Annotated in this window: 18 protein-coding genes; 9 read left to right on the top strand and 9 right to left on the bottom strand. The window is 61.8% G+C overall.

Annotated elements, in window-relative coordinates; translation table 11 throughout:
* Positions 1 to 296 (top strand): serine hydrolase (locus LQ215_RS27325; protein ID WP_230153402.1); only part of this gene is annotated, 296 nt, incomplete at its 5' end.
* 159 nt (positions 297 to 455) lie between these two features.
* On the opposite strand, the gene LQ215_RS27320 is transcribed toward LQ215_RS27325, so the two are convergent.
* The 3 genes from LQ215_RS27320 to LQ215_RS27310 all read right to left on the bottom strand — a co-directional run bounded on the left by LQ215_RS27320 (position 456) and on the right by LQ215_RS27310 (position 2,915).
* The gene (locus LQ215_RS27320; RefSeq protein ID WP_230153401.1) at positions 456 to 1,004 is read right to left on the bottom strand and encodes a DUF4174 domain-containing protein; all 549 of its coding nucleotides are present in this window, start codon (positions 1,002 to 1,004) and stop codon (positions 456 to 458) included.
* Positions 1,005 to 1,272: 268 nt separating this feature from the next.
* A complete protein-coding gene (locus tag LQ215_RS27315; protein ID WP_230153400.1) occupies positions 1,273 to 2,058 on the bottom strand; it encodes a sulfite exporter TauE/SafE family protein in 786 nt (261 codons plus the stop codon).
* A 107-nt stretch (positions 2,059 to 2,165) separates the two neighbouring features.
* Positions 2,166 to 2,915 carry a hypothetical protein gene (locus LQ215_RS27310; RefSeq protein WP_230153399.1) on the bottom strand — a complete coding sequence of 250 codons (750 nt, stop codon included), beginning with the start codon at positions 2,913 to 2,915 and terminating at the stop codon, positions 2,166 to 2,168.
* 296 nt (positions 2,916 to 3,211) lie between these two features.
* Between LQ215_RS27310 and LQ215_RS27305 the strand changes: the two genes are divergently transcribed.
* Both LQ215_RS27305 and LQ215_RS27300 read left to right on the top strand, forming a co-directional pair.
* On the top strand, positions 3,212 to 4,363 hold the full coding sequence (locus LQ215_RS27305) for an aldose epimerase family protein (protein ID WP_230153398.1): 1,152 nt from the start codon (positions 3,212 to 3,214) through the stop codon (positions 4,361 to 4,363).
* Between the two features lie 176 nt (positions 4,364 to 4,539).
* Entirely contained in the window at positions 4,540 to 5,361 is an 822-nt protein-coding gene (locus tag LQ215_RS27300; RefSeq protein WP_230153397.1) for an aldo/keto reductase, read from the top strand.
* A 149-nt stretch (positions 5,362 to 5,510) separates the two neighbouring features.
* Here LQ215_RS27300 and LQ215_RS27295 read toward each other — a convergent pair whose 3' ends face one another.
* Positions 5,511 to 7,874 (bottom strand): DNA polymerase II, encoded by a 2,364-nt coding sequence (locus LQ215_RS27295; protein WP_230153396.1) that lies wholly within the window; start codon positions 7,872 to 7,874, stop codon positions 5,511 to 5,513.
* 206 nt (positions 7,875 to 8,080) lie between these two features.
* Here LQ215_RS27295 and LQ215_RS27290 point away from each other — a divergent pair, with 206 nt between their 5' ends.
* The 5 genes from LQ215_RS27290 (at position 8,081) to LQ215_RS27270 (ending at position 12,036) form a co-directional block, all read left to right on the top strand.
* A complete protein-coding gene (locus tag LQ215_RS27290; protein ID WP_230153395.1) occupies positions 8,081 to 8,521 on the top strand; it encodes a CBS domain-containing protein in 441 nt (146 codons plus the stop codon).
* Positions 8,522 to 8,590: 69 nt separating this feature from the next.
* Positions 8,591 to 9,187 carry a paraquat-inducible protein A gene (locus LQ215_RS27285; protein ID WP_230153394.1) on the top strand — a complete coding sequence of 199 codons (597 nt, stop codon included), beginning with the start codon at positions 8,591 to 8,593 and terminating at the stop codon, positions 9,185 to 9,187.
* Positions 9,188 to 9,198: 11 nt separating this feature from the next.
* Entirely contained in the window at positions 9,199 to 9,843 is a 645-nt protein-coding gene (locus LQ215_RS27280; protein ID WP_230153403.1) for a paraquat-inducible protein A, read from the top strand.
* The gene (locus tag LQ215_RS27275; RefSeq protein ID WP_230153393.1) at positions 9,824 to 11,482 is read left to right on the top strand and encodes an intermembrane transport protein PqiB; all 1,659 of its coding nucleotides are present in this window, start codon (positions 9,824 to 9,826) and stop codon (positions 11,480 to 11,482) included. The genes LQ215_RS27280 and LQ215_RS27275 overlap by 20 nt, the downstream gene beginning before the upstream one ends.
* 17 nt (positions 11,483 to 11,499) lie before the next feature.
* Positions 11,500 to 12,036, top strand: a complete 537-nt coding sequence (locus tag LQ215_RS27270) for a PqiC family protein (RefSeq protein ID WP_230153392.1) — start codon at positions 11,500 to 11,502, stop codon at positions 12,034 to 12,036.
* A 1-nt stretch (position 12,037) separates the two neighbouring features.
* On the opposite strand, the gene LQ215_RS27265 is transcribed toward LQ215_RS27270, so the two are convergent.
* Positions 12,038 to 12,667, bottom strand: a complete 630-nt coding sequence (locus LQ215_RS27265; protein WP_230153391.1) for a glutathione S-transferase family protein — start codon at positions 12,665 to 12,667, stop codon at positions 12,038 to 12,040.
* 192 nt (positions 12,668 to 12,859) lie between these two features.
* Here LQ215_RS27265 and LQ215_RS27260 point away from each other — a divergent pair, with 192 nt between their 5' ends.
* Positions 12,860 to 13,294, top strand: a complete 435-nt coding sequence (locus LQ215_RS27260) for a phage infection protein (RefSeq protein ID WP_230153390.1) — start codon at positions 12,860 to 12,862, stop codon at positions 13,292 to 13,294.
* A gap of 141 nt (positions 13,295 to 13,435) precedes the next feature.
* Here LQ215_RS27260 and LQ215_RS27255 read toward each other — a convergent pair whose 3' ends face one another.
* From LQ215_RS27255 to LQ215_RS27240, 4 genes are all read right to left on the bottom strand, one after another.
* A complete protein-coding gene (locus LQ215_RS27255) occupies positions 13,436 to 14,530 on the bottom strand; it encodes a DUF1615 domain-containing protein (RefSeq protein ID WP_230153389.1) in 1,095 nt (364 codons plus the stop codon).
* Between the two features lie 208 nt (positions 14,531 to 14,738).
* Positions 14,739 to 15,713 carry a porphobilinogen synthase gene (gene hemB, locus LQ215_RS27250; RefSeq protein ID WP_230153388.1) on the bottom strand — a complete coding sequence of 325 codons (975 nt, stop codon included), beginning with the start codon at positions 15,711 to 15,713 and terminating at the stop codon, positions 14,739 to 14,741.
* 117 nt (positions 15,714 to 15,830) lie between these two features.
* Positions 15,831 to 16,688, bottom strand: coding sequence for a PhzF family phenazine biosynthesis protein (locus LQ215_RS27245; protein WP_230153387.1), 858 nt, complete (start codon positions 16,686 to 16,688; stop codon positions 15,831 to 15,833).
* Positions 16,685 to 17,335 (bottom strand): glutathione binding-like protein (locus LQ215_RS27240; protein WP_230153386.1); only part of this gene is annotated, 651 nt, incomplete at its 5' end. The genes LQ215_RS27240 and LQ215_RS27245, both read right to left, overlap by 4 nt.

Genomic DNA, 17,335 nt, shown 5'->3' with positions numbered 1-17,335 from the left:
GTCAGGGGCTGGGCTGGGAGTTCTACCCTGCCCCGTTCACTTTGGATGACTTGCTCGCTGGCAACACGCCGCAAATGGCCCTGACCCCACAAAAAGTCGAGCCTCTCAACCCGCCCCGCCCGGCGCCGGACGGCGCCTGGGTCAACAAGTCAGGGTCTACCAACGGTTTCGGCGCGTACGCGGCGTTCGTGCCTGGAAAGGACATGGGGATCGTGATGCTTGCCAACAGGAACTACCCGGTCGAGGAACGGGTGAAGGCCGCGCATCGGATCTTGATGGCGTTGGGAGACCAATAGGCGACGAAGTCCCTGTGGCGAGGGAGCTTGCTCCCGCTGGGCTGCGTAGCAGCCCTAAACTTTCCCCATGGGTCAGCGCCTGACAAATCTGGGGGCCGCTTCGCGACCCAGTGGGAGCAAGCTCCCTCGCCACAAAAGCGGCCTCGGCGCTAGCCGGAGTCAATCATCCAGCGGCTTCGGCGCCGCCGCCGGCTTGGCTGCCTTGCCAGGCTTGGTGCCTTTCGCATCCTTGGTCGGTGCAGGCTCTGGCGCGGGTGGTGGGGCTGGAGGTGTGGCTTCTTTCTCTGCCGCAGGCAGTTTATCGACGGCATCGAAGAGGTCTTTGAGTTCGATCGCCCCGGAATGCTCAAGCTTCTTTTCCCCGTCCTTGCCCACCAGGATGATCTTGGTCTGTGCTCCGGCTCCCAGCTTTAGAGAACGAATCAACGCCATGGTGCTTTGCGGATCCAGGTCCTTGCCATCGCGCTGCCCAATGGTATTGAGCACGGTATAGAGCACCATGTTGCGCTCGGAAAAGCCCTGCTTGCCTGCCGGCTCATCCAGGGCTTTTTTCAAGCTCACCCAGGCAGGGTCGACCGTACTGGGCGCGATGACGACAAGGGGACGTGACTTGCCTGCGTCCGCCAACAGGGGCGAATCACCATCGGCAGCGAACAGCGGGCCGGCGATGGCCAGCAAGGTAGCGAAGGTCAACGACCGAATGAGCATGCGCCTCTCCTTTTGATATTTACGCTGTACTGATTGCACAGGGCGGCGATTGTTCCGCGAGAGTCGCTCAATACTGCGCCTGCCTGACTTGAAGCTTAGGCCAGGGGGGTCATTGCGCAACCGCAAGGAGAGCGCTTGAAGTCGGGAGAGACTAATTGTGGGAGCGAGCCTGCTCGCGATAGCGTCATGACGCCCAACATCGAGTCGACTGACACACCGTTATCGCGAGCAAGCTCGCTCCCACACTATTGGACTTGAGGTGAGCGTTCTAGAACGCCAGCTTGAACCCGATCATCGCCAGCATCACCGCCAGGCACGGGCGCAGCAGTTCGTCGGAGATGCGTCCCGACAAATGACTGCCCAGGTAGATCCCCGGCAACGAACCGATCAACAGGAAACCCAGGATGTGCCAGTCCATGTTGCCCATGCTTGCATGGCCCAGGCCAGCCACCAGGGTCAGCGGCACGGCGTGGGCGATCTCGGTGCCCACCAGGCGCTTGGTGACCAGGAACGGGTAGAGGATGAACAGCGCGACAGTGCCCAGGGCGCCAGCGCCGATGGAGGTCAAGGCCACCATGGCACCCAGCACGAGGCCAGTGATGACCGTCAGCACATTGAGTCGCGAACCGGAGGGGTTGTAGTGGCCGCCAGCGCGGTCGTGGGCGAATTGAAGCAGGCGCTTCTTGAACAGGATCGCCAGGGCGGTGGCGAACAACACAAAGCCCAGGGCTTGCTTGATCACCGCGTTCATGGCGTCGGGAGAGCTGTGCAGGCTGCTGAGGAACCACAGGGTCAAGCCCACCGCCGGCACGCTGCCCAACGTCAGCCAGCCGGTGATCGCCCAGTCGATGTTGCGGTTTTTGGCATGCACCAACACGCCGCCAGACTTGGTAATGGCCGCGTACAACAGGTCCGTACCCACCGCCGTCGCAGGGTTGATACCAAACCACAACAGGATCGGGGTCATCAGCGAACCACCGCCGACGCCGGTCATCCCGACGATGAAACCGACCACCAGGCCTGCAACGACTAAACCGACATTACCGAAATCCATTAAACCCGTCTCAGCACGACCGCGTGAAAAATCTGGCCGCGAGCATAGCGATTTTTCTTATAACCCCCTATATCGATGTGATCTATCTTTATTCCTTTTCCATCACCTCACTGAACCGGCAGGAAGTTGAGGAACAGCAGGCTCTGGGCGTAATTCAAGCCAATGCGCCGATAGCGTTCGTCGAGCATCTGGGTGAGCAGGTCCAATCGGGCGACGATTTTTCCGAACTCCACGGCGAAACTCAGGTTGCTGCCCTCCTCCGAAATCTCATTGGAAAACAGCAAGAGCTTGCCGTCCTTGTTCTGCCGCTGGCTCAGCAGCCAGGTGGCTTTTTCGATATTCCGCGCCGCGTTGCTGACAAAACGTGGGTCGATGGTGTCGGTCATGTAGAACTCGAGGCGATTGCCGTGCGCGGTGACCAGCATGCTGCCGATGGCATAGATGAACGCTCCGACCCGATCACCGAGAAATTCCGGGCTCATGGCATAGCTCAGGGCCGCCAGGTCCTTCTTGCCTCCCAGGGTCGGCAGGGGTTGCTGCTGCTCGATGGCCATGCGCACTTGTTTTTCCGCGGTGCGGGCGTCGAGAAAGCCGGATTTGCGCAGTTCGTCGGGGTTGCGCAGGTACAGCTTGCTCATCAGCAGATAGAGGCTTTGCAGGTTGTCGTGCATCGACAACGTGGCCATGCGGTCGACGCTGGTCTGCAAGAATTCCTGGGGCCGGGTGTTGCTGAACTGCGTGACCATGTCCTGCCCCTGCTGATGGCTGCAGCCGCCGCTGAACAGCATCGACACACCGACCAACAATGCCAGGCAGCAACGGCGCAATCTCGTCACAAAATAAAAAACACCGGCCATCGAGTCTCGGTCTGGGCATGGGGAAGCGACGGGGGTCGTCGCTTCCAGGCCATGGATAGAGCGGGAAAAATCGCAAAAGTGCAGTGTCCGTAGAAAACCTTCGGTCTCCAGGAACGTCCCCATCATTCAATTAGTCTTACTTTTTAATTGATAAATCCCAATAAATGGCTATAAATCCCTTCTCACCCATCAAATAGAAAGACTACTAAACAGAAAAACCTTCAGCGCTGTCCGACCAACAACGGACTCGCCCGCGTTCAAAACAACAACAAAACAACAGGAAGGAAGGTCATACCATGCTTGAATCCAGACAACTGCTCACGGCCCTCGGAGTGTCTCTGATGATCGCCACCTCGGCTTCCCACGCTGCCGGCCTGACCAACGAACGCGGTGCGTTCGGCAAGACCGACGACGGCACGGCGGTGGAAAAATTCGTGCTGCGCAACAGTCACGGCATGGAGGCCACGGTCATCACCTACGGCGGCATCCTCCAGTCATTGAGCGTGCCGGACAAACACGGCAAGGCCGCCGACATCGTGCTCGGCTTCGACGACGTGCAGGGTTACCAGAAGAACGGCAGCGTGTATTTCGGCGCGACCATCGGCCGCTTCGGCAATCGCCTGGCCGACGGCGCCTTCGAGCTGGACGGCAAGCGTTACCAAGTGCCGCAGAACGACCATGGCAACTCCTTGCACGGCGGGCCGCAAGGGTTCGACAAGCGTGTCTGGAAGGCCCAGCCCCATAATGCCAAGGACTCGGTGGGCGTCACCCTGACCTACCTGTCACCCGATGGCGAGATGGGTTTTCCCGGCGCACTGAAAACCGACGTCACCTACAGCCTCAACGAACAGAACGAGTTGCGCATCGAGTACAAGGCCACCACCGACAAGCCCACGGTGCTGAACCTGACCAACCACAGCTATTTCAACCTGGCTGGGGCGGGCAACGGCGACATACTCGAGCAGGTCGCGACCCTGCACGCGGCCCATTACACGCCGGTCACCGGCAAGCTCATTCCCACCGGCGAACTGGCCCCCGTGGCCGGCACGCCGATGGACTTCACCCAACCCACCGCCATCGGCACCCATATCAAGGCCGATCACCCACAACTCAAATTCGCCGAACCGAAACAGGGCGGCTTCGATTTCAACTGGGCGCTGGACGCCAAGGGCGACGTGACCAAACTGGCCGCCGAGGTCTATGACACGGACTCCGGACGACGCCTGCAGCTCTACACTACCGAGCCTGGCGTGCAGTTCTACACCAGCAACTTCCTCGACGGCACCGTCAAGGGCAAGCAAGGCAAGGTCTACCCACATTGGGGCGCGTTCACCCTGGAAACCCAGCACTACCCTGACTCGCCCAACCAGCCGAACTTCCCCTCAACGCGGCTTGATCCGGGCCAGACCTACACCCAGACCATGGTGTTGAAGTTCTCCGCAAAATAGAAAAAGCACCACACCTGTAGGAGCTGTCGAGTGAAACGAGGCTGCGATCTTTCCCCTGACACTTGAATCTCAAGCGAAGGATCAAAAGATCGTCCGAACGCGGCCCGAGCCTTCGTCAGCTCCTGCGACTATCCTGCTGTCCATTGGATGATCAATCAGCACAACAGGAGAAAGGCATGAGGACGCTGGAATTGGCGGGTGTGTCCGTACCGGTCATTGGCCAGGGCACCTGGCGCATGGGTGAGGAACCGTCTCATCACAAGAAAGAAGTGGCCGCCCTGCGGTTGGGAATCGAATTGGGCATGAGCCTGATCGACACGGCGGAGATGTATGCCGAAGGCGGTGCCGAGACCGTCGTTGGCGAAGCGATCACCGGCCTGCGCGACCAGGTGTTCCTGGTGAGCAAGGTCTACCCTCACAACGCCAGTCGCAAAGGCATTCCCCTGGCCTGCGAACGTAGTCTGCGGCGGCTCGACACCGATTACATCGACCTTTACTTGTTGCACTGGCGCGGACAGTACCCGCTGGACGAAACCGTCGAAGCCTTCGAGCGGCTGCGCGAAGAAGGCAAGATCGGCCGTTGGGGCGTGTCGAACTTCGATGTGGCGGACCTTGAAGAACTGGCTGCGCCGGCCTGCGCGACCAACCAGGTGCTGTACAACCTGCAGGAACGCGGTATCGAATTCGACCTGCTGCCCTGGTGCCAGCGCCAGTCCATGCCCGTCATGGCCTACTGCCCGGTCGGCCAGGGCGGGCACCTGCTCAAGGATCACACCCTGGGACAGATCGCCGAACGCCATCGCGCCACACCGGCGCAGATCGCACTGGCCTGGCTGTTGCGCCAGGACAATGTGATTGCCATTCCCAAGGCCGTGAAACCTGAGCATGTGCGTTTGAATGCCGAAGCGGCCAACTTCAAGCTTGAGCCGCAGGACCTGGCAGCCCTCGACCTGATATTTCCCCAGCCCCAGGGCAAGCAGCGGTTGGCGATGGTTTAGCCCTCGCAGATCAAAAGCTTTTTGTGGCGAGGGAGCTTGCTCCCGCTGGGTCGCGTAGCGGCCCCATTATCCTTGCGATCGCTGCGCGATCGAGCGGGAGCAAGCTCCCTCGCCACAAAAGCAGTCAGGCGCCTCGCAAACGACAGTCGTTAGAACAACCCCATCTGCCCGCCCACCAACGTCGAGAAATCATCGTCCACAAACGGCAGGATCGCATCCGCCACCGGCTGTAGCTGTTTGGACACGTAGTGGTCGTAATCGATTGGCGCGCTGCGGATTTCCAGCGGCTCGGGGCCGGCGACGGTGATGACGTAGCTGATCCAGCCGCCATTCTGGTATTGCCGCGGACGGCCCTGGCGCAGGTTGAACTCATCGGCCAGCCGCGCGGCCCGCACATGGGGTGGGACGTTGCGTTCGTAGTCATCCAGCGGCCGACGCAGACGCTTGCGATAGACCAGCCGATCATCGAACGCACCGGCCAGGGTCTGCTGCACATAATCGCGCACATAATCCTGATAGGGCTGGCGATGGAAGATTCGCCCATACAACTCCTGCTGGAACTGCCGGGCCAGCGGCGACCAATCGGTGCGCACGGTTTCCAGGCCCTTGTAGACGATGTCGTCGCTGCCATCGGCACGGGTTACCAATCCGGCGTAGCGTTTCTTGCTGCCCTCCTCGGCGCCGCGGATAGTCGGCATGAGAAAACGCTTGAAATGCGTTTCGAACTGCAACTCCAGCGCGCTCTCCAACCCGAATTCGGCACGCACCTGCTCACGCCACCATTGGTTGACGTGCGCCACCAACTCGCGACCGATCCTGGCCGCCTCCTCCTGGCCATGGGCGCGACGCAGCCAGACGAACGTGGAATCGGTATCGCCGTAGATCACCACATGCCCCTGGGCTTCGATCAACTGGCGGGTGCGCTGCATGATCTGGTGGCCGCGCAGGGTGATGGACGAGGCCAGGCGCGGGTCGAAGAAGCGACAGCCGCTGGAACCGAGCACGCCATAAAAGGCGTTCATGATGATTTTCAACGCTTGGGACAGCGGCGCATTGTGCTCGCGCTTGGCGGTCTCCCGACCTTCAGAGACCCGCGCCACGATCGCCGGCAGGCAATGGCGGGTACGGGAGAAGCGCGCCCCGCGAAAGCCTGGCACCGATTCCTGGTCATCCGGGTGGCGCAACCCTTCGATCAAGCCCACGGGGTCGATCAGGAAGGTGCGGATGATCGATGGATACAGGCTCTTGTAATCCAACACCAGCACCGACTCGTAGAGGCCCGGCTGGGAGTCCATGACAAACCCACCCGGGCTGGCCTCGGGCGGGCGCTGGCCCAGGTTGGGTGCAACAAACCCTTGGCGATGCATCAGCGGCATGTACAGGTGCGTGAAGGCCGCCACCGAACCCCCGCTGCGGTCCGCCGGCAGGCCGGTGACGCTGGCCCGTTCCAAGAGGAACTTGAGCAGCTCGGTCTTGGCGAAGATCCGCGTCACCAGTTCACAGTCCTTGAGGTTGTAGCGGGCCAGGGCCGGCTTGTCCTCGGCGAACATGCGATTGATCTCGTCCATGCGCTGGTAGGGGTTATCGATGGACTTGCCCTCCCCCAACAGCGTCTGGGCGACGTTTTCCAGGCTGAACGACGAAAAACTCCAGGTGGCCGACCGCAGGGACTCGATGCCGTCGATGATCAACCGGCCAGCGGCTGAGGCGAAGAAGTGATTGTTGCGCGCGCCGTGCTCGCGCCATTGCATCTCTTCGCCACCGCGTCCCAGGCGCAACGGCACGGCCAGGCGCCGGGCGTGTTCATGCAGCACCCGCAGGTCGAATTGCACCAGGTTCCAGCCAATGATCGCGTCAGGGTCGAAACGGGCGAACCAGTCATTGAGTTTCTTCAGCAGCACCGTGCGCGATTCGCAATATTCCAGCTGGAAATCCACGCCGGTATCGTCGCCATTGGCTGGCCCGAGCATGTAGACCTGGCGCTCGCCACAGCCTTCCAGGGCGATGGAATACAGTTCGCCCTGGGCGGTGGTTTCGATGTCCAGGGACACCAGGCGCAGCGGTGGACGGTATTCGGGGGCCGGTTTCATCTGGACGTCGACCAGCAGGCCATCGGCGGCCGGCGTACCGCCAAACCAGACCGGGGCGGTGATGAAGCGCTCCATCAGGTAGCGCTCCGGCGGCCGGATGTCCGCTTCGAATACCTCCACGCCGGCGCGGCGCAAGGTGGTATCCAGGCGCATCAACTGGGCGTGTTGCCGGCAATACAGCCCCAGCACCGGACGATGCTCGAAATCCAGCAGGTCCAGGGGGCGTAGTTCTACCTCCTTCTCCCCTTGCAGCAAGGCTTCGAGCTGGCCGCGCTGGATCTGCGGCACAAACGCCACCGACGTTTGCACTGGGAGGCGCACGCGCTGGGGACCGGCGTCGGTCGCCAGCCAGAATTCGACTTCGGTGCCGGCCGGGGTATCGCGCCAATGCCGGGTCAGGACGAAGCCCTGCTGTAAATCCACCGCTGCAACCTCGAATTCTACGTAGGCGACGATTCTACCTGTGGCGAGGGGATTTATCCCCTCGCCACAACAGCGCCCGGCCACAGGATTGGGGAAAATCCCCCGGCCATGACGCTTTTGGACGACTGGCCGCCGCTTTACCGCTTGCTCTGCGCCGCTGGGTCTACGATGCTTGAACTACCCGCAAAACAACACCCGAGGCCCCCATGAAAACCGTCGCGCAGTTGCTCCGGCTAAAAGATGAGAAGAACCAGCAAGTGCACACCATCTCACCGGACGACATGGTATTGCAGGCCCTGATGCGCATGGCCGAGAAGAACGTCGGTGCCTTGCTGGTGGTGAAGGACGAAAAAGTGTTGGGGATCATCAGCGAGCGCGACTATGCCCGCAAAATGGTCCTGCACGGTCGCTCGTCAGTCGGCACGAAAGTACGCGACATCATGGTATCCCCCGTGATCACCATCGACCCGCACCAGAACGTCGAGACCTGCCTGAGCATCATGACCGAAAAACACCTGCGGCATTTGCCTGTGGTAGAGGACGGCAAACTGGTCGGCCTGCTGTCCATCGGCGACCTGGTCAAGGAAGCCATCGCCGAACAGGCCGATCTGATCAGACAACTGGAGCAATACATCCGCGGGGAATGATCCGTTCGGTCGGGTTGCTCATTTTCAAGGCACTTCTATATTGAAGGGGTTGTTCTTGCGAGCATCCCGATGGCCGACACCGAGCGACTGATCATTTGTGAACATTGCGATGCGGTGTACGAGCCGGTGGTGCTCGCTGCGCACCAGAAAGCTTCGTGCGTGCGCTGCCACGCGGTGATCCAGCGCTACAACGGCCTGACCATCGAGCAGCGCCTGGCCTTGAGCGTGACGGCCGCGGTGCTGTGGGCCTTCGCCAACATCTACCCGATCATGAGCATCCGCCTCCAGGGCCTGAGCAACAGCGCGACGTTATGGGATTCCATCGTGGCGCTGAGCCAGGGGCCGATCACCTTCATCGCCCTGGTGACAGCGGTGGCGATCATCATTGCTCCGGCCTTTCAATTGGCGCTCCTGCTCTGGGTGCTGGGCCATGCCTACCTCCAGCAGCGGGCACCGGGGTTCAACCTGTGCATGCGCAGCCTGGAAACCCTGCGGCCCTGGAGCATGCTGGAGGTGTGCCTGCTGGGCGCGCTGGTGGCAGTGATCAAGCTCGCCGGCCTGCTGGACGTGCTCCCGGGCATCGGCCTGTTCGCCCTGGCGGCCTTGAGCCTGCTGATGATCCGTATTGCCGGGCGCGATGTCCGCGACCTGTGGGACAGCCTGTGAACGGCCAGCCGCTGGACACCCCGCCAGAGGCCCGCGACCTGAACCTGTGCCTGTGCCACGGCTGCGGCCTGGCCTGCGACATGACCGACGAGCCCCAGACCTGTCCCCGCTGCGACGCCACCCTGCATCGACGCAAACCCGACGCCATCGCCCGCACCTGGGCCTACATGCTCGCCGCGCTGGTGTTCTACATCCCGGCCAACCTGCTGCCGGTCATGAATACCCAGATGCTCGGCGAAGGCGCCGACAGCACCATCATCAGCGGCGTCATCGAGTTCTGGCAAAGCGGCGCCTGGGACATCGCCCTGATTATCTTCATCGCCAGCATCGCGGTGCCTGGCATCAAGTTCGTGGTGCTGACCCTGTTGCTGGTGACCGCACAGCGGCGCAGCACCTGGGCCCAAGTCCAGCGGGCGAAGCTGTATCGGCTGGTGGAAGTCATCGGCTACTGGTCGATGCTCGATGTGCTGGTGGTGGCCCTGGTGGCGGCCCTGGTCAAGTTCCAGGCATTGAGCGACATCGAACCACGACCGGGCATCCTGTTCTTCGGCCTCGTGGTGCTGTTCACCATGCTGTCGGCCATGAGTTTCGACCCCCGGCTGATCTGGGACACTCAACCATCCGAGGAGGTCATGGATGAAGTCGCAAGCCACTGACGGGCAGCAACCCGCTCCCGGCCGCGCCCACGTCACCACCCGCCGCTGGACGGTGTCGCTGGTGTGGATCGTGCCGATCATCGCGGTGCTGGTGGGCATTTCCCTGGTGGTCCACAACTGGCTCCAGGAAGGCCCGACCATCACCATCACCTTCAAGACCGGCCAAGGCCTGACCGCCAACAAGACCCAGGTGAAGTATCGCAACGTGGTCATCGGCCAGGTCACCGACGTGCAACTGAGCGAGGACCAGAAGAACGTCACTGCCACGGTCAAGCTCGCCAAGACAGCCGACACCTTCACTCATCAAGACTCGGTGTTCTGGGTCGTTCGGCCACGCATCGGGGCCGGCGGTATCTCGGGGATCGACACCTTGCTGTCGGGGGATTTCATCGGCGCCGACGCCGGCCAGTCGAAAGTGCGTGCCAAGTCCTTCAAGGGCCTGGAGAACCCGCCGCCCATCACCTACGGCGAACCTGGCAAGCGCTTCACCCTGCACTCCCAGGACCTCGGTTCGCTGGACATCGGCTCGCCGGTGTACCTGCGCAAGATCCCGGTGGGCCAGGTGGTGTCCTACGCCCTGGATGCCGAGGGCAAAGGCGTCAACATCGACGTGTTCGTCAACGCGCCCAACGATGTGTACGTCACCGAAAACACCCGGTTCTGGAACGTCAGCGGCGTGGACGTGAACGTCGGTGCCAATGGTTTCGCGGTCAAGACCGAATCGCTCTCGGCCCTGCTGCTGGGCGGCATCGCGTTTCGGGCGCCGGAGTACAGCCCCAACGACGTCCCCGCCAGCGAAGACAAGACCTACGAGCTGTTTGCCGACCAGCAGAGCGCTCTCGCCCCGCCCGATGGCAAGGCGCAATACCTGGCCCTGCGCTTCGATCAGGCACTGCGCGGCTTGCGCGTCGGTGCGCCGGTGGAGTTCCTCGGGGTGGAAGTCGGCAGGGTCGTGGCCATTCATCTGGATTTCGATGAGAAACAGCGCAGCTTTCCGGTCAACGTCGGCGTGGTGATCTACCCGCAACGCCTGGGCAAGGCCCATGAAAAACTGCTCAAGTCGCTCAATCACAATCCAGACGACGAAGCCGCCGGCGCCCGCCTGATCGGCAGCTTCGTCGAACGGGGGCTGCGCGCCCAGGCCCGCAGCGGCAACCTGCTGACCGGGCAGTTGTACATCTCGCTGGATTTCTACCCCAAGGCGGAAAAAGTCGCCTTCGACCCAAGCGCCCGGCCCGTGCGTATCCCGACCATTCCGGGCAGTCTCCAGCAACTGCAGGAACAACTGCAGGCGATGATCGAGCGGATCAACAAACTGCCCCTGGAGAGCATTGCCGGCAACCTAGATGGCAACCTGGTGGAACTGCGCAAAGGCCTGACCCAGTTCAACAGCAAGACCCTGCCGGGCGTGCAAAGCACCTTGCAAGACGTCAGCAAGACCTTGCAATCGGCCAACTCGACCCTGGCCGAAGATTCACCGCAGCGCGAACAACTGACCCAGACCCTGGACGACCTGGGGCGCATGTCGCGCTCGCTGCGCGAACTGTCGGACTACCTGAGCCGCCATCCCGAATCGTTGCTTCGCGGCCGTCCCAAGGACGCACCGGCGCAGAACCTCACATTGCCGGTGAAAGAATGATCACAGGAGCCCGCCCCATGCCACTGACGCTGAAACTCACCCTGGTTGCCGTGGCATTGCTGCTCGGCGCCTGCCGCAGCGATCCGATCCACTATCACACCCTGAGCCCGGTCCAACCGGCAGGCCAATCGCGCGCCAGCGTAGATATCCAGATAGAACAGGTCAGCGTCCCGCCCCAGGTGGATCGTACCCAGATGGTCATTCGCCAGGGCAACAGCGGGTTGGCGATCCTGGAAACCGAATGGTGGGGCGCCAGCCTGGCGGATGAACTGCACAGCAGCCTGGACGAACAACTGAGCAACCCTGGCGCACCGAAATCATTGCTGCGGGTAGACGTGCAACGCTTTGACTCGATCCCTGGCCGCTATGCCCGCATGGATGTGCAATGGCGCCTGCGCAACGTGGGCAACGACGCCCGTCCCCTCACGTGCCGCAGCAGCCTGCAAACACCGGCAGGCGCCAGCATCGACGAACTGGTGACGGCGCATCAGCAGAATGTCCGGCAGCTTGTCGGCCTCGTTGAGCAAGCGGCTGCACGCAGAGCGTGCCCTTGATTCACTCAGGCCAATGCAGCGACAGCACCGGCGCAACGCGCGGATGATGGTCGATGCGCTCCAGCAACTCATGGAACGCTGGACGAGCGCTCAGCATCGCCTCCCGCGTATTTCTCCACTTCGTGATCACGGCCGCCAGGATATCCAGCGCCCCCGGTTCGTCACCGCCTAGGAAAGGTCGGGCCGGGAACTGGTCGGCAAACAGCGCCCAGTTGCGATATAGCCGTTGCTGCGTGCCGGATATCAATCGCTGGCGAGTCGCTTCGTCTGCCTCATCCAGCCAGCGCTCCGGAAAATCGATAATGCCGATGGGCGTGTAGCAATTGGCCGCGATGTAGACCAGGCCCCGTATGGCTTGCGCACGCTGGGCCGGGTCTTGCGGGAGCAGCTTCGATGCTGGGAAGGTCAACCCGAGGTGAATCAGGATCGCCGCCGCTTCGGTCAGCACCGAGCCATCCGGCAACTGCAGGGTCGGCACCTGCTTCAGGGGATTGAGCGCCTCGAGCTCTTTCGCTGCATCGTTGTCTTGCGTCGAATAGGCATCGACCTGGCGATAAGCCACCTCACAAAGAGATAAGGCAACCTCCACCGCCGAAGAACCGGATTGCCTGCAACCGAATAACTGATACATGAGCGTACCTCCTGCATAAGCGTTAGCCGATAGAGCCCGTGAGCCCGTCAGTGTTCCATCAAGCTGACCGGTAGCGGGCCCACGAGCTATCACTGCCGTCGATGTTCACCATCATGTCAATGAAGTTCTCTTGATGATCGCCCGGGACAACAATGGCCCCACACAAACCACTGCACCCCGGAGCACACCATCATGAAACGCCAAGTCATCCTCAGCCTCGCTTTCTCTGTACTGGCCGCCAACGTATTTGCCGCCTCCTCGCAACCCGTCGTCGCCGAAGGCGGTTCTGATCGCCTGATGGAAAACCGCGTCGCTGAAGGCGGTGCCGAACGCCTGCTGGAACGTCGTGTCGCTGAAGGTGGCTCCGACCGCCTGCTGGAACGTCGTGTCGCTGAAGGTGGCTCCGACCGCCTGATCGAAAACCGCGTTGCTGAAGGCGGTGCCGACCGCCTGCTGGAACGTCGTGTCGCTGAAGGTGGCTCCGACCGCCTGATCGAAAACCGCGTTGCTGAAGGCGGTGCCGACCGCCTGCTGGACCGTCGTGTCGCTGAAGGTGGCTCCGATCGCCTGATCGAAAACCACGTCGCCGAGGGTGGCTCCGATCGCCTGATCGAAAACCACGCATGAGTTGTTTGAACGCAACAAATGATCGGCAACACACCTCGTGGCGAGGGAGCTTGCTCCCGCTCGGGCGCGCAGCGGCCGCACCCACCCCGCCACCCTGAAAGCCCGGCCTCATCCGCCGGGCTTTTTATGCTCAACGCTTGGCTAACGCCCCGACGCCCGCTTCATGCATCGCTGATAACGCTCATCCACCCGCTTGGCAAACCACGCCGTGGTCAGCTTGCGCGTGATCTTCGGGCTCTTGAGCACGATCCCCGGCAATACCGCCCGTGGCAACGGCTTACCCTCGGCCCTGTCAGCCAGTTCGAACACGCGCTTGTAGAGCTTGCTGTCCTCGAACGCCAGGCTGTCCCCCTGCTCCAATTGATCGCGAATGGTCGGGTTGCGCATGCCCAACGATTTGCCCAGCGTGCGCACCGCCAGTTCGGTGCTGCCCGGCATGATGGAATCATGGGCAATCAGATCGCCGTCCAGCGCCAGGGAAATGCCCGACGCCACACTCACCGCATGCTGGAAAGCCGCGTTGCGGCTGGCGTACCAGCCGGCATTGAAATCGGCAAAACGATACAACGGCTCGGTGTAGCTCACCGGATAGCCCAATAAATGCGCGATACCGAAATACATCCCGCCCCGACGGCTGAACACTTCGCGACGAATCGAGCCATCCACCGTATAGGGATAATTGCGCGCATTGGCCTGGGCAAACGCGATGCTGACCTGCATCGGTCCACCGGTGTGCACCGGATTGAAACCGCCGAACAGCGTCTTGCCCAGCGGCACCATGCCGATGAAATCATCGAAAATCCCGCTCAGTTCTTTCTCGCTACGCGCCGCATTGAGCCGATCACTGTAGCTTTTGCCGTTGGGCGAACGCACCTGGAGGGCGCCACTGACCAACAGCTCCGGAATGTGCACCTTCGCCGCACGGCGGTTGATCTCCTGACGAGCGATCTTGCCCAGCCCCGGCACGGGCGGGTCGGATTGGAACGTCGACTCCTGTTCGGTCACCGCCAGGACAGCACAGATGTTCTGCGTCGTAGAAGGAAGCTGCTGGGCCGCAAAGGCCACGTAGATGTCAGTCGCCCAGCCTTCGCGATCCACAGTCTTGGCCGGCAACAACTGCACGATCTGCCGCTTGACCTCAGCAGGCTGACGCTCAGGCTCCTGCGCCTGGCGGCTGCCACAACCGGCCAAGGCCAGCAGCGCAGCAAGGCTGATCATCAATCGGTTGAATTGCATGGTGCTCCATCGGGTTTGTTGTTCCGGAGCAACCATACGATCAAAAACGGATGCGGGCTATGCCCAATGTGGGAGCGAGCTTGCTCGCGAAGGCGGCGGCACGGGCAACACTGATGCAAGCTGGCCCACCGCTATCGCGAGCAAGCTCGCTCCCACAAAGGAATGGCGGTGAACATGGACTCACAGCCAACTCCGGGGCAGTGCGAGATCAGATCCCGCTCAGCGCCAGGTCCATGGCAAAGTAGGTGAAGATCAGGTCTGCCCCCGCCCGCTTGATGGCCCCCAGGCTCTCGCGTACCACGCGGGCTTCGTCGATGGCGCCAGCCTGGGCGGCGAACTTGATCATCGCGTATTCGCCGCTGACCTGATAAGCCGACAGCGGCAGGTTCGAGGCCTGGCGAATGTCGCGGATGATATCGAGGTAGGCACCGGCCGGCTTGACCATCAGCGCATCGGCACCTTCCTGTTCATCGAGCAAGGATTCGCGCAATGCTTCGCGGCGGTTCATCGGGTTCATCTGGTAGCTCTTGCGGTCGCCTTTCAACGCGCTGCCGCCGGCCTCGCGGAACGGCCCATAAAGTGCCGAGGCGAACTTGGTGGAATAAGCCATGATTGCCGTCTGGCTGAAGCCGGCTTCATCCAGGGCCCGGCGAATCGCCTGGACCTGCCCGTCCATGGCGGCCGATGGCGCGATCACATCGGCACCGGCGCGGGCCGCCGCCACGGCTTGCTTGCCCAGGTTGACCAACGTCCGGTCGTTGTCCACTTCATCGCCGTGGAGCACACCGCAATGACCATGATCGGTGTATTCACAGAAGCAGGTGTCGGACATCACGATCATCTCCGGCACCGCGTCCTTGCAAATCCCGGCCATGCGCGACACCAGGCCGCGCTCGCTCCAGGTATCGCTGCCGTCGTTGTCCAGGTGATGGGACACACCAAAGGTCATCACCGACTTGATGCCGGCCCGGGCATAGCGCTCGATCTCGCCGGCCAGCTTCGATTCAGGGATGCGTGCCACGCCGGGCATGCTCTTGATCGGCACAAAATCATCGATTTCTTCTTCGACGAATATCGGCAGCACCAGGTCGTTCAAGGTGAATTCGGTTTCCTGGAACAGGCTGCGCAGGCTTGCATTGCGACGCAGACGGCGTGGACGTGCTTCGGGGAACTGGCTGGACATGGGACTCCTGGGCAGAAATGGGGGGTCGATCACAAGAAGTAAAAGCTTATGCCCTGGCCGGCCAGGGCACAAACGTCAGCTGGAAAACAGCGTATTACCAACCGGGCAATAATCCACTCACAAGGTCAGCGAGCCATTGATGCACGTCACCACTGCGCCACCAATCCAGACCTCATCCCCCAACTGCTCGACATGAATTCGCCCGGCCCGGCCCATCGTCAGCCCCTGGCTGACTACGTAGGACGAAGGCGCCAGCCCCTTGCCCAGCATCCATTGCGCGAGCCCGGCATTCAGGCTGCCGGTGGCAGGATCCTCGGGCATGCCATCACCGGCGATGAAGCCTCGCACTTCAAAGTGCGCTTCATCGCCATCCACGGCCCGATCCCAAGGTGCAATCACGCCCACGGCCAGATCCAGCAACTGGGGGTAATCGGGCTCGAGCGTCAGGACCTGTTGGCGATCCTTGAGCATCAAGGCCAGCCAGCCGGCACCGTTATCGACCCATTGCGCCTCGACAATCGCCTCGGCTGCGAGCCCCAACCCCTTGCGCACCCGCTCCAGCAATTCGACGTCCAGCGGACCGGACTTGAGCAAGGGCGGCGCGAGGAACGCCAAGCCATGATCGCTGCGGCGAATCCTGACCAGGCCGACGCCACATTCCTGCACGATCTCCCGCCCTTTCGGCACGCCGCCAGCTTCCAGCCAGGCATGACAACTGCCCAGGGTCGGATGTCCGGCAAACGGCAACTCGGTCGAGGTGGTGAAAATACGCACCCGGTAATCGGCTTCCGGGTGCTGCGGCGCCAACAGGAACGTGGTTTCGCTGAGGTTGGTCCAGTTGGCAAAAGCCGCCATGCGCGAATCACTGAGTCCATCGGCCCCCAGCACCACCGCCAGCGGATTGCCCTTGAGTGGCACGTCGCTGAATACATCCAGTTGTTTGTAATCGAATCGGCGAGTCGTCGGGTTACTCATTCCGGAATCTTCAACCCACGCGCCACAGCCGGTCGAGCCAGGAAGCGCTCCAGCACCCGCGTCACATTGGGGAAGTTCTGGATACCGACCAAATCACCGGCCTCGTAGAAACCGATCAAGTTGCGCACCCAGGGGAACGTGGCGATATCGGCGATGGTGTAGCGCTCACCCATGATCCAGTCGCGCCCTTGCAGTCGGCCATCGAGCACCTTGAGCAGGCGCTTGCTTTCCTCGACGTAGCGATCGCGCGGCCGCTTGTCCTCGTAGTCCTTGCCGGCGAACTTGTTGAAGAATCCCAACTGCCCGAACATCGGCCCGATCCCGCCCATCTGGAACATCAGCCACTGGATCGTCTCATAGCGCGCCGCCGACTCCTGGGCCAGCAACTGCCCGCTCTTGTCCGCCAGGTAAATCAGGATCGCCCCCGACTCGAACAGCGCCAACGGCTGGTCGCCCGGCCCATGGGGATCGAGAATCGCCGGGATCTTGTTGTTAGGGTTCAAGGAAAGGAACTCGGGCGACAACTGGTCGTTGCTGGCGAAGTCCACTTTGTGGGGCTCGTATGGCAGGCCGATCTCTTCGAGCATGATCGACACCTTCACGCCGTTGGGGGTGGGCAGGGAGTAGAGCTGGATCCACTCCGGGTA

This window comes from Pseudomonas brassicacearum (genome assembly GCF_918698105.1).
Taxonomy (GTDB): Bacteria; Pseudomonadota; Gammaproteobacteria; order Pseudomonadales; family Pseudomonadaceae; genus Aquipseudomonas; species Aquipseudomonas brassicacearum_F.
This window is presented reverse-complemented; position numbering and strand designations above follow the sequence as displayed.

Bases quoted from the DNA above. Each gene is read 5' to 3' on its own strand.
- LQ215_RS27320 (WP_230153401.1), bottom strand. From the start codon at position 1,004: ATGCTCATTCGGTCGTTGACCTTCGCTACCTTGCTGGCCATCGCCGGC.
- LQ215_RS27315 (WP_230153400.1), bottom strand. From the start codon at position 2,058: ATGGATTTCGGTAATGTCGGTTTAGTCGTTGCAGGCCTGGTGGTCGGT.
- LQ215_RS27310 (WP_230153399.1), bottom strand. From the start codon at position 2,915: ATGGCCGGTGTTTTTTATTTTGTGACGAGATTGCGCCGTTGCTGCCTG.
- LQ215_RS27305 (WP_230153398.1), top strand. From the start codon at position 3,212: ATGCTTGAATCCAGACAACTGCTCACGGCCCTCGGAGTGTCTCTGATG.
- LQ215_RS27300 (WP_230153397.1), top strand. From the start codon at position 4,540: ATGAGGACGCTGGAATTGGCGGGTGTGTCCGTACCGGTCATTGGCCAG.
- LQ215_RS27290 (WP_230153395.1), top strand. From the start codon at position 8,081: ATGAAAACCGTCGCGCAGTTGCTCCGGCTAAAAGATGAGAAGAACCAG.
- LQ215_RS27285 (WP_230153394.1), top strand. From the start codon at position 8,591: ATGGCCGACACCGAGCGACTGATCATTTGTGAACATTGCGATGCGGTG.
- LQ215_RS27275 (WP_230153393.1), top strand. From the start codon at position 9,824: ATGAAGTCGCAAGCCACTGACGGGCAGCAACCCGCTCCCGGCCGCGCC.
- LQ215_RS27270 (WP_230153392.1), top strand. From the start codon at position 11,500: ATGCCACTGACGCTGAAACTCACCCTGGTTGCCGTGGCATTGCTGCTC.
- LQ215_RS27265 (WP_230153391.1), bottom strand. From the start codon at position 12,667: ATGTATCAGTTATTCGGTTGCAGGCAATCCGGTTCTTCGGCGGTGGAG.
- LQ215_RS27260 (WP_230153390.1), top strand. From the start codon at position 12,860: ATGAAACGCCAAGTCATCCTCAGCCTCGCTTTCTCTGTACTGGCCGCC.
- LQ215_RS27255 (WP_230153389.1), bottom strand. From the start codon at position 14,530: ATGCAATTCAACCGATTGATGATCAGCCTTGCTGCGCTGCTGGCCTTG.
- hemB (WP_230153388.1), bottom strand. From the start codon at position 15,713: ATGTCCAGCCAGTTCCCCGAAGCACGTCCACGCCGTCTGCGTCGCAAT.
- LQ215_RS27245 (WP_230153387.1), bottom strand. From the start codon at position 16,688: ATGAGTAACCCGACGACTCGCCGATTCGATTACAAACAACTGGATGTA.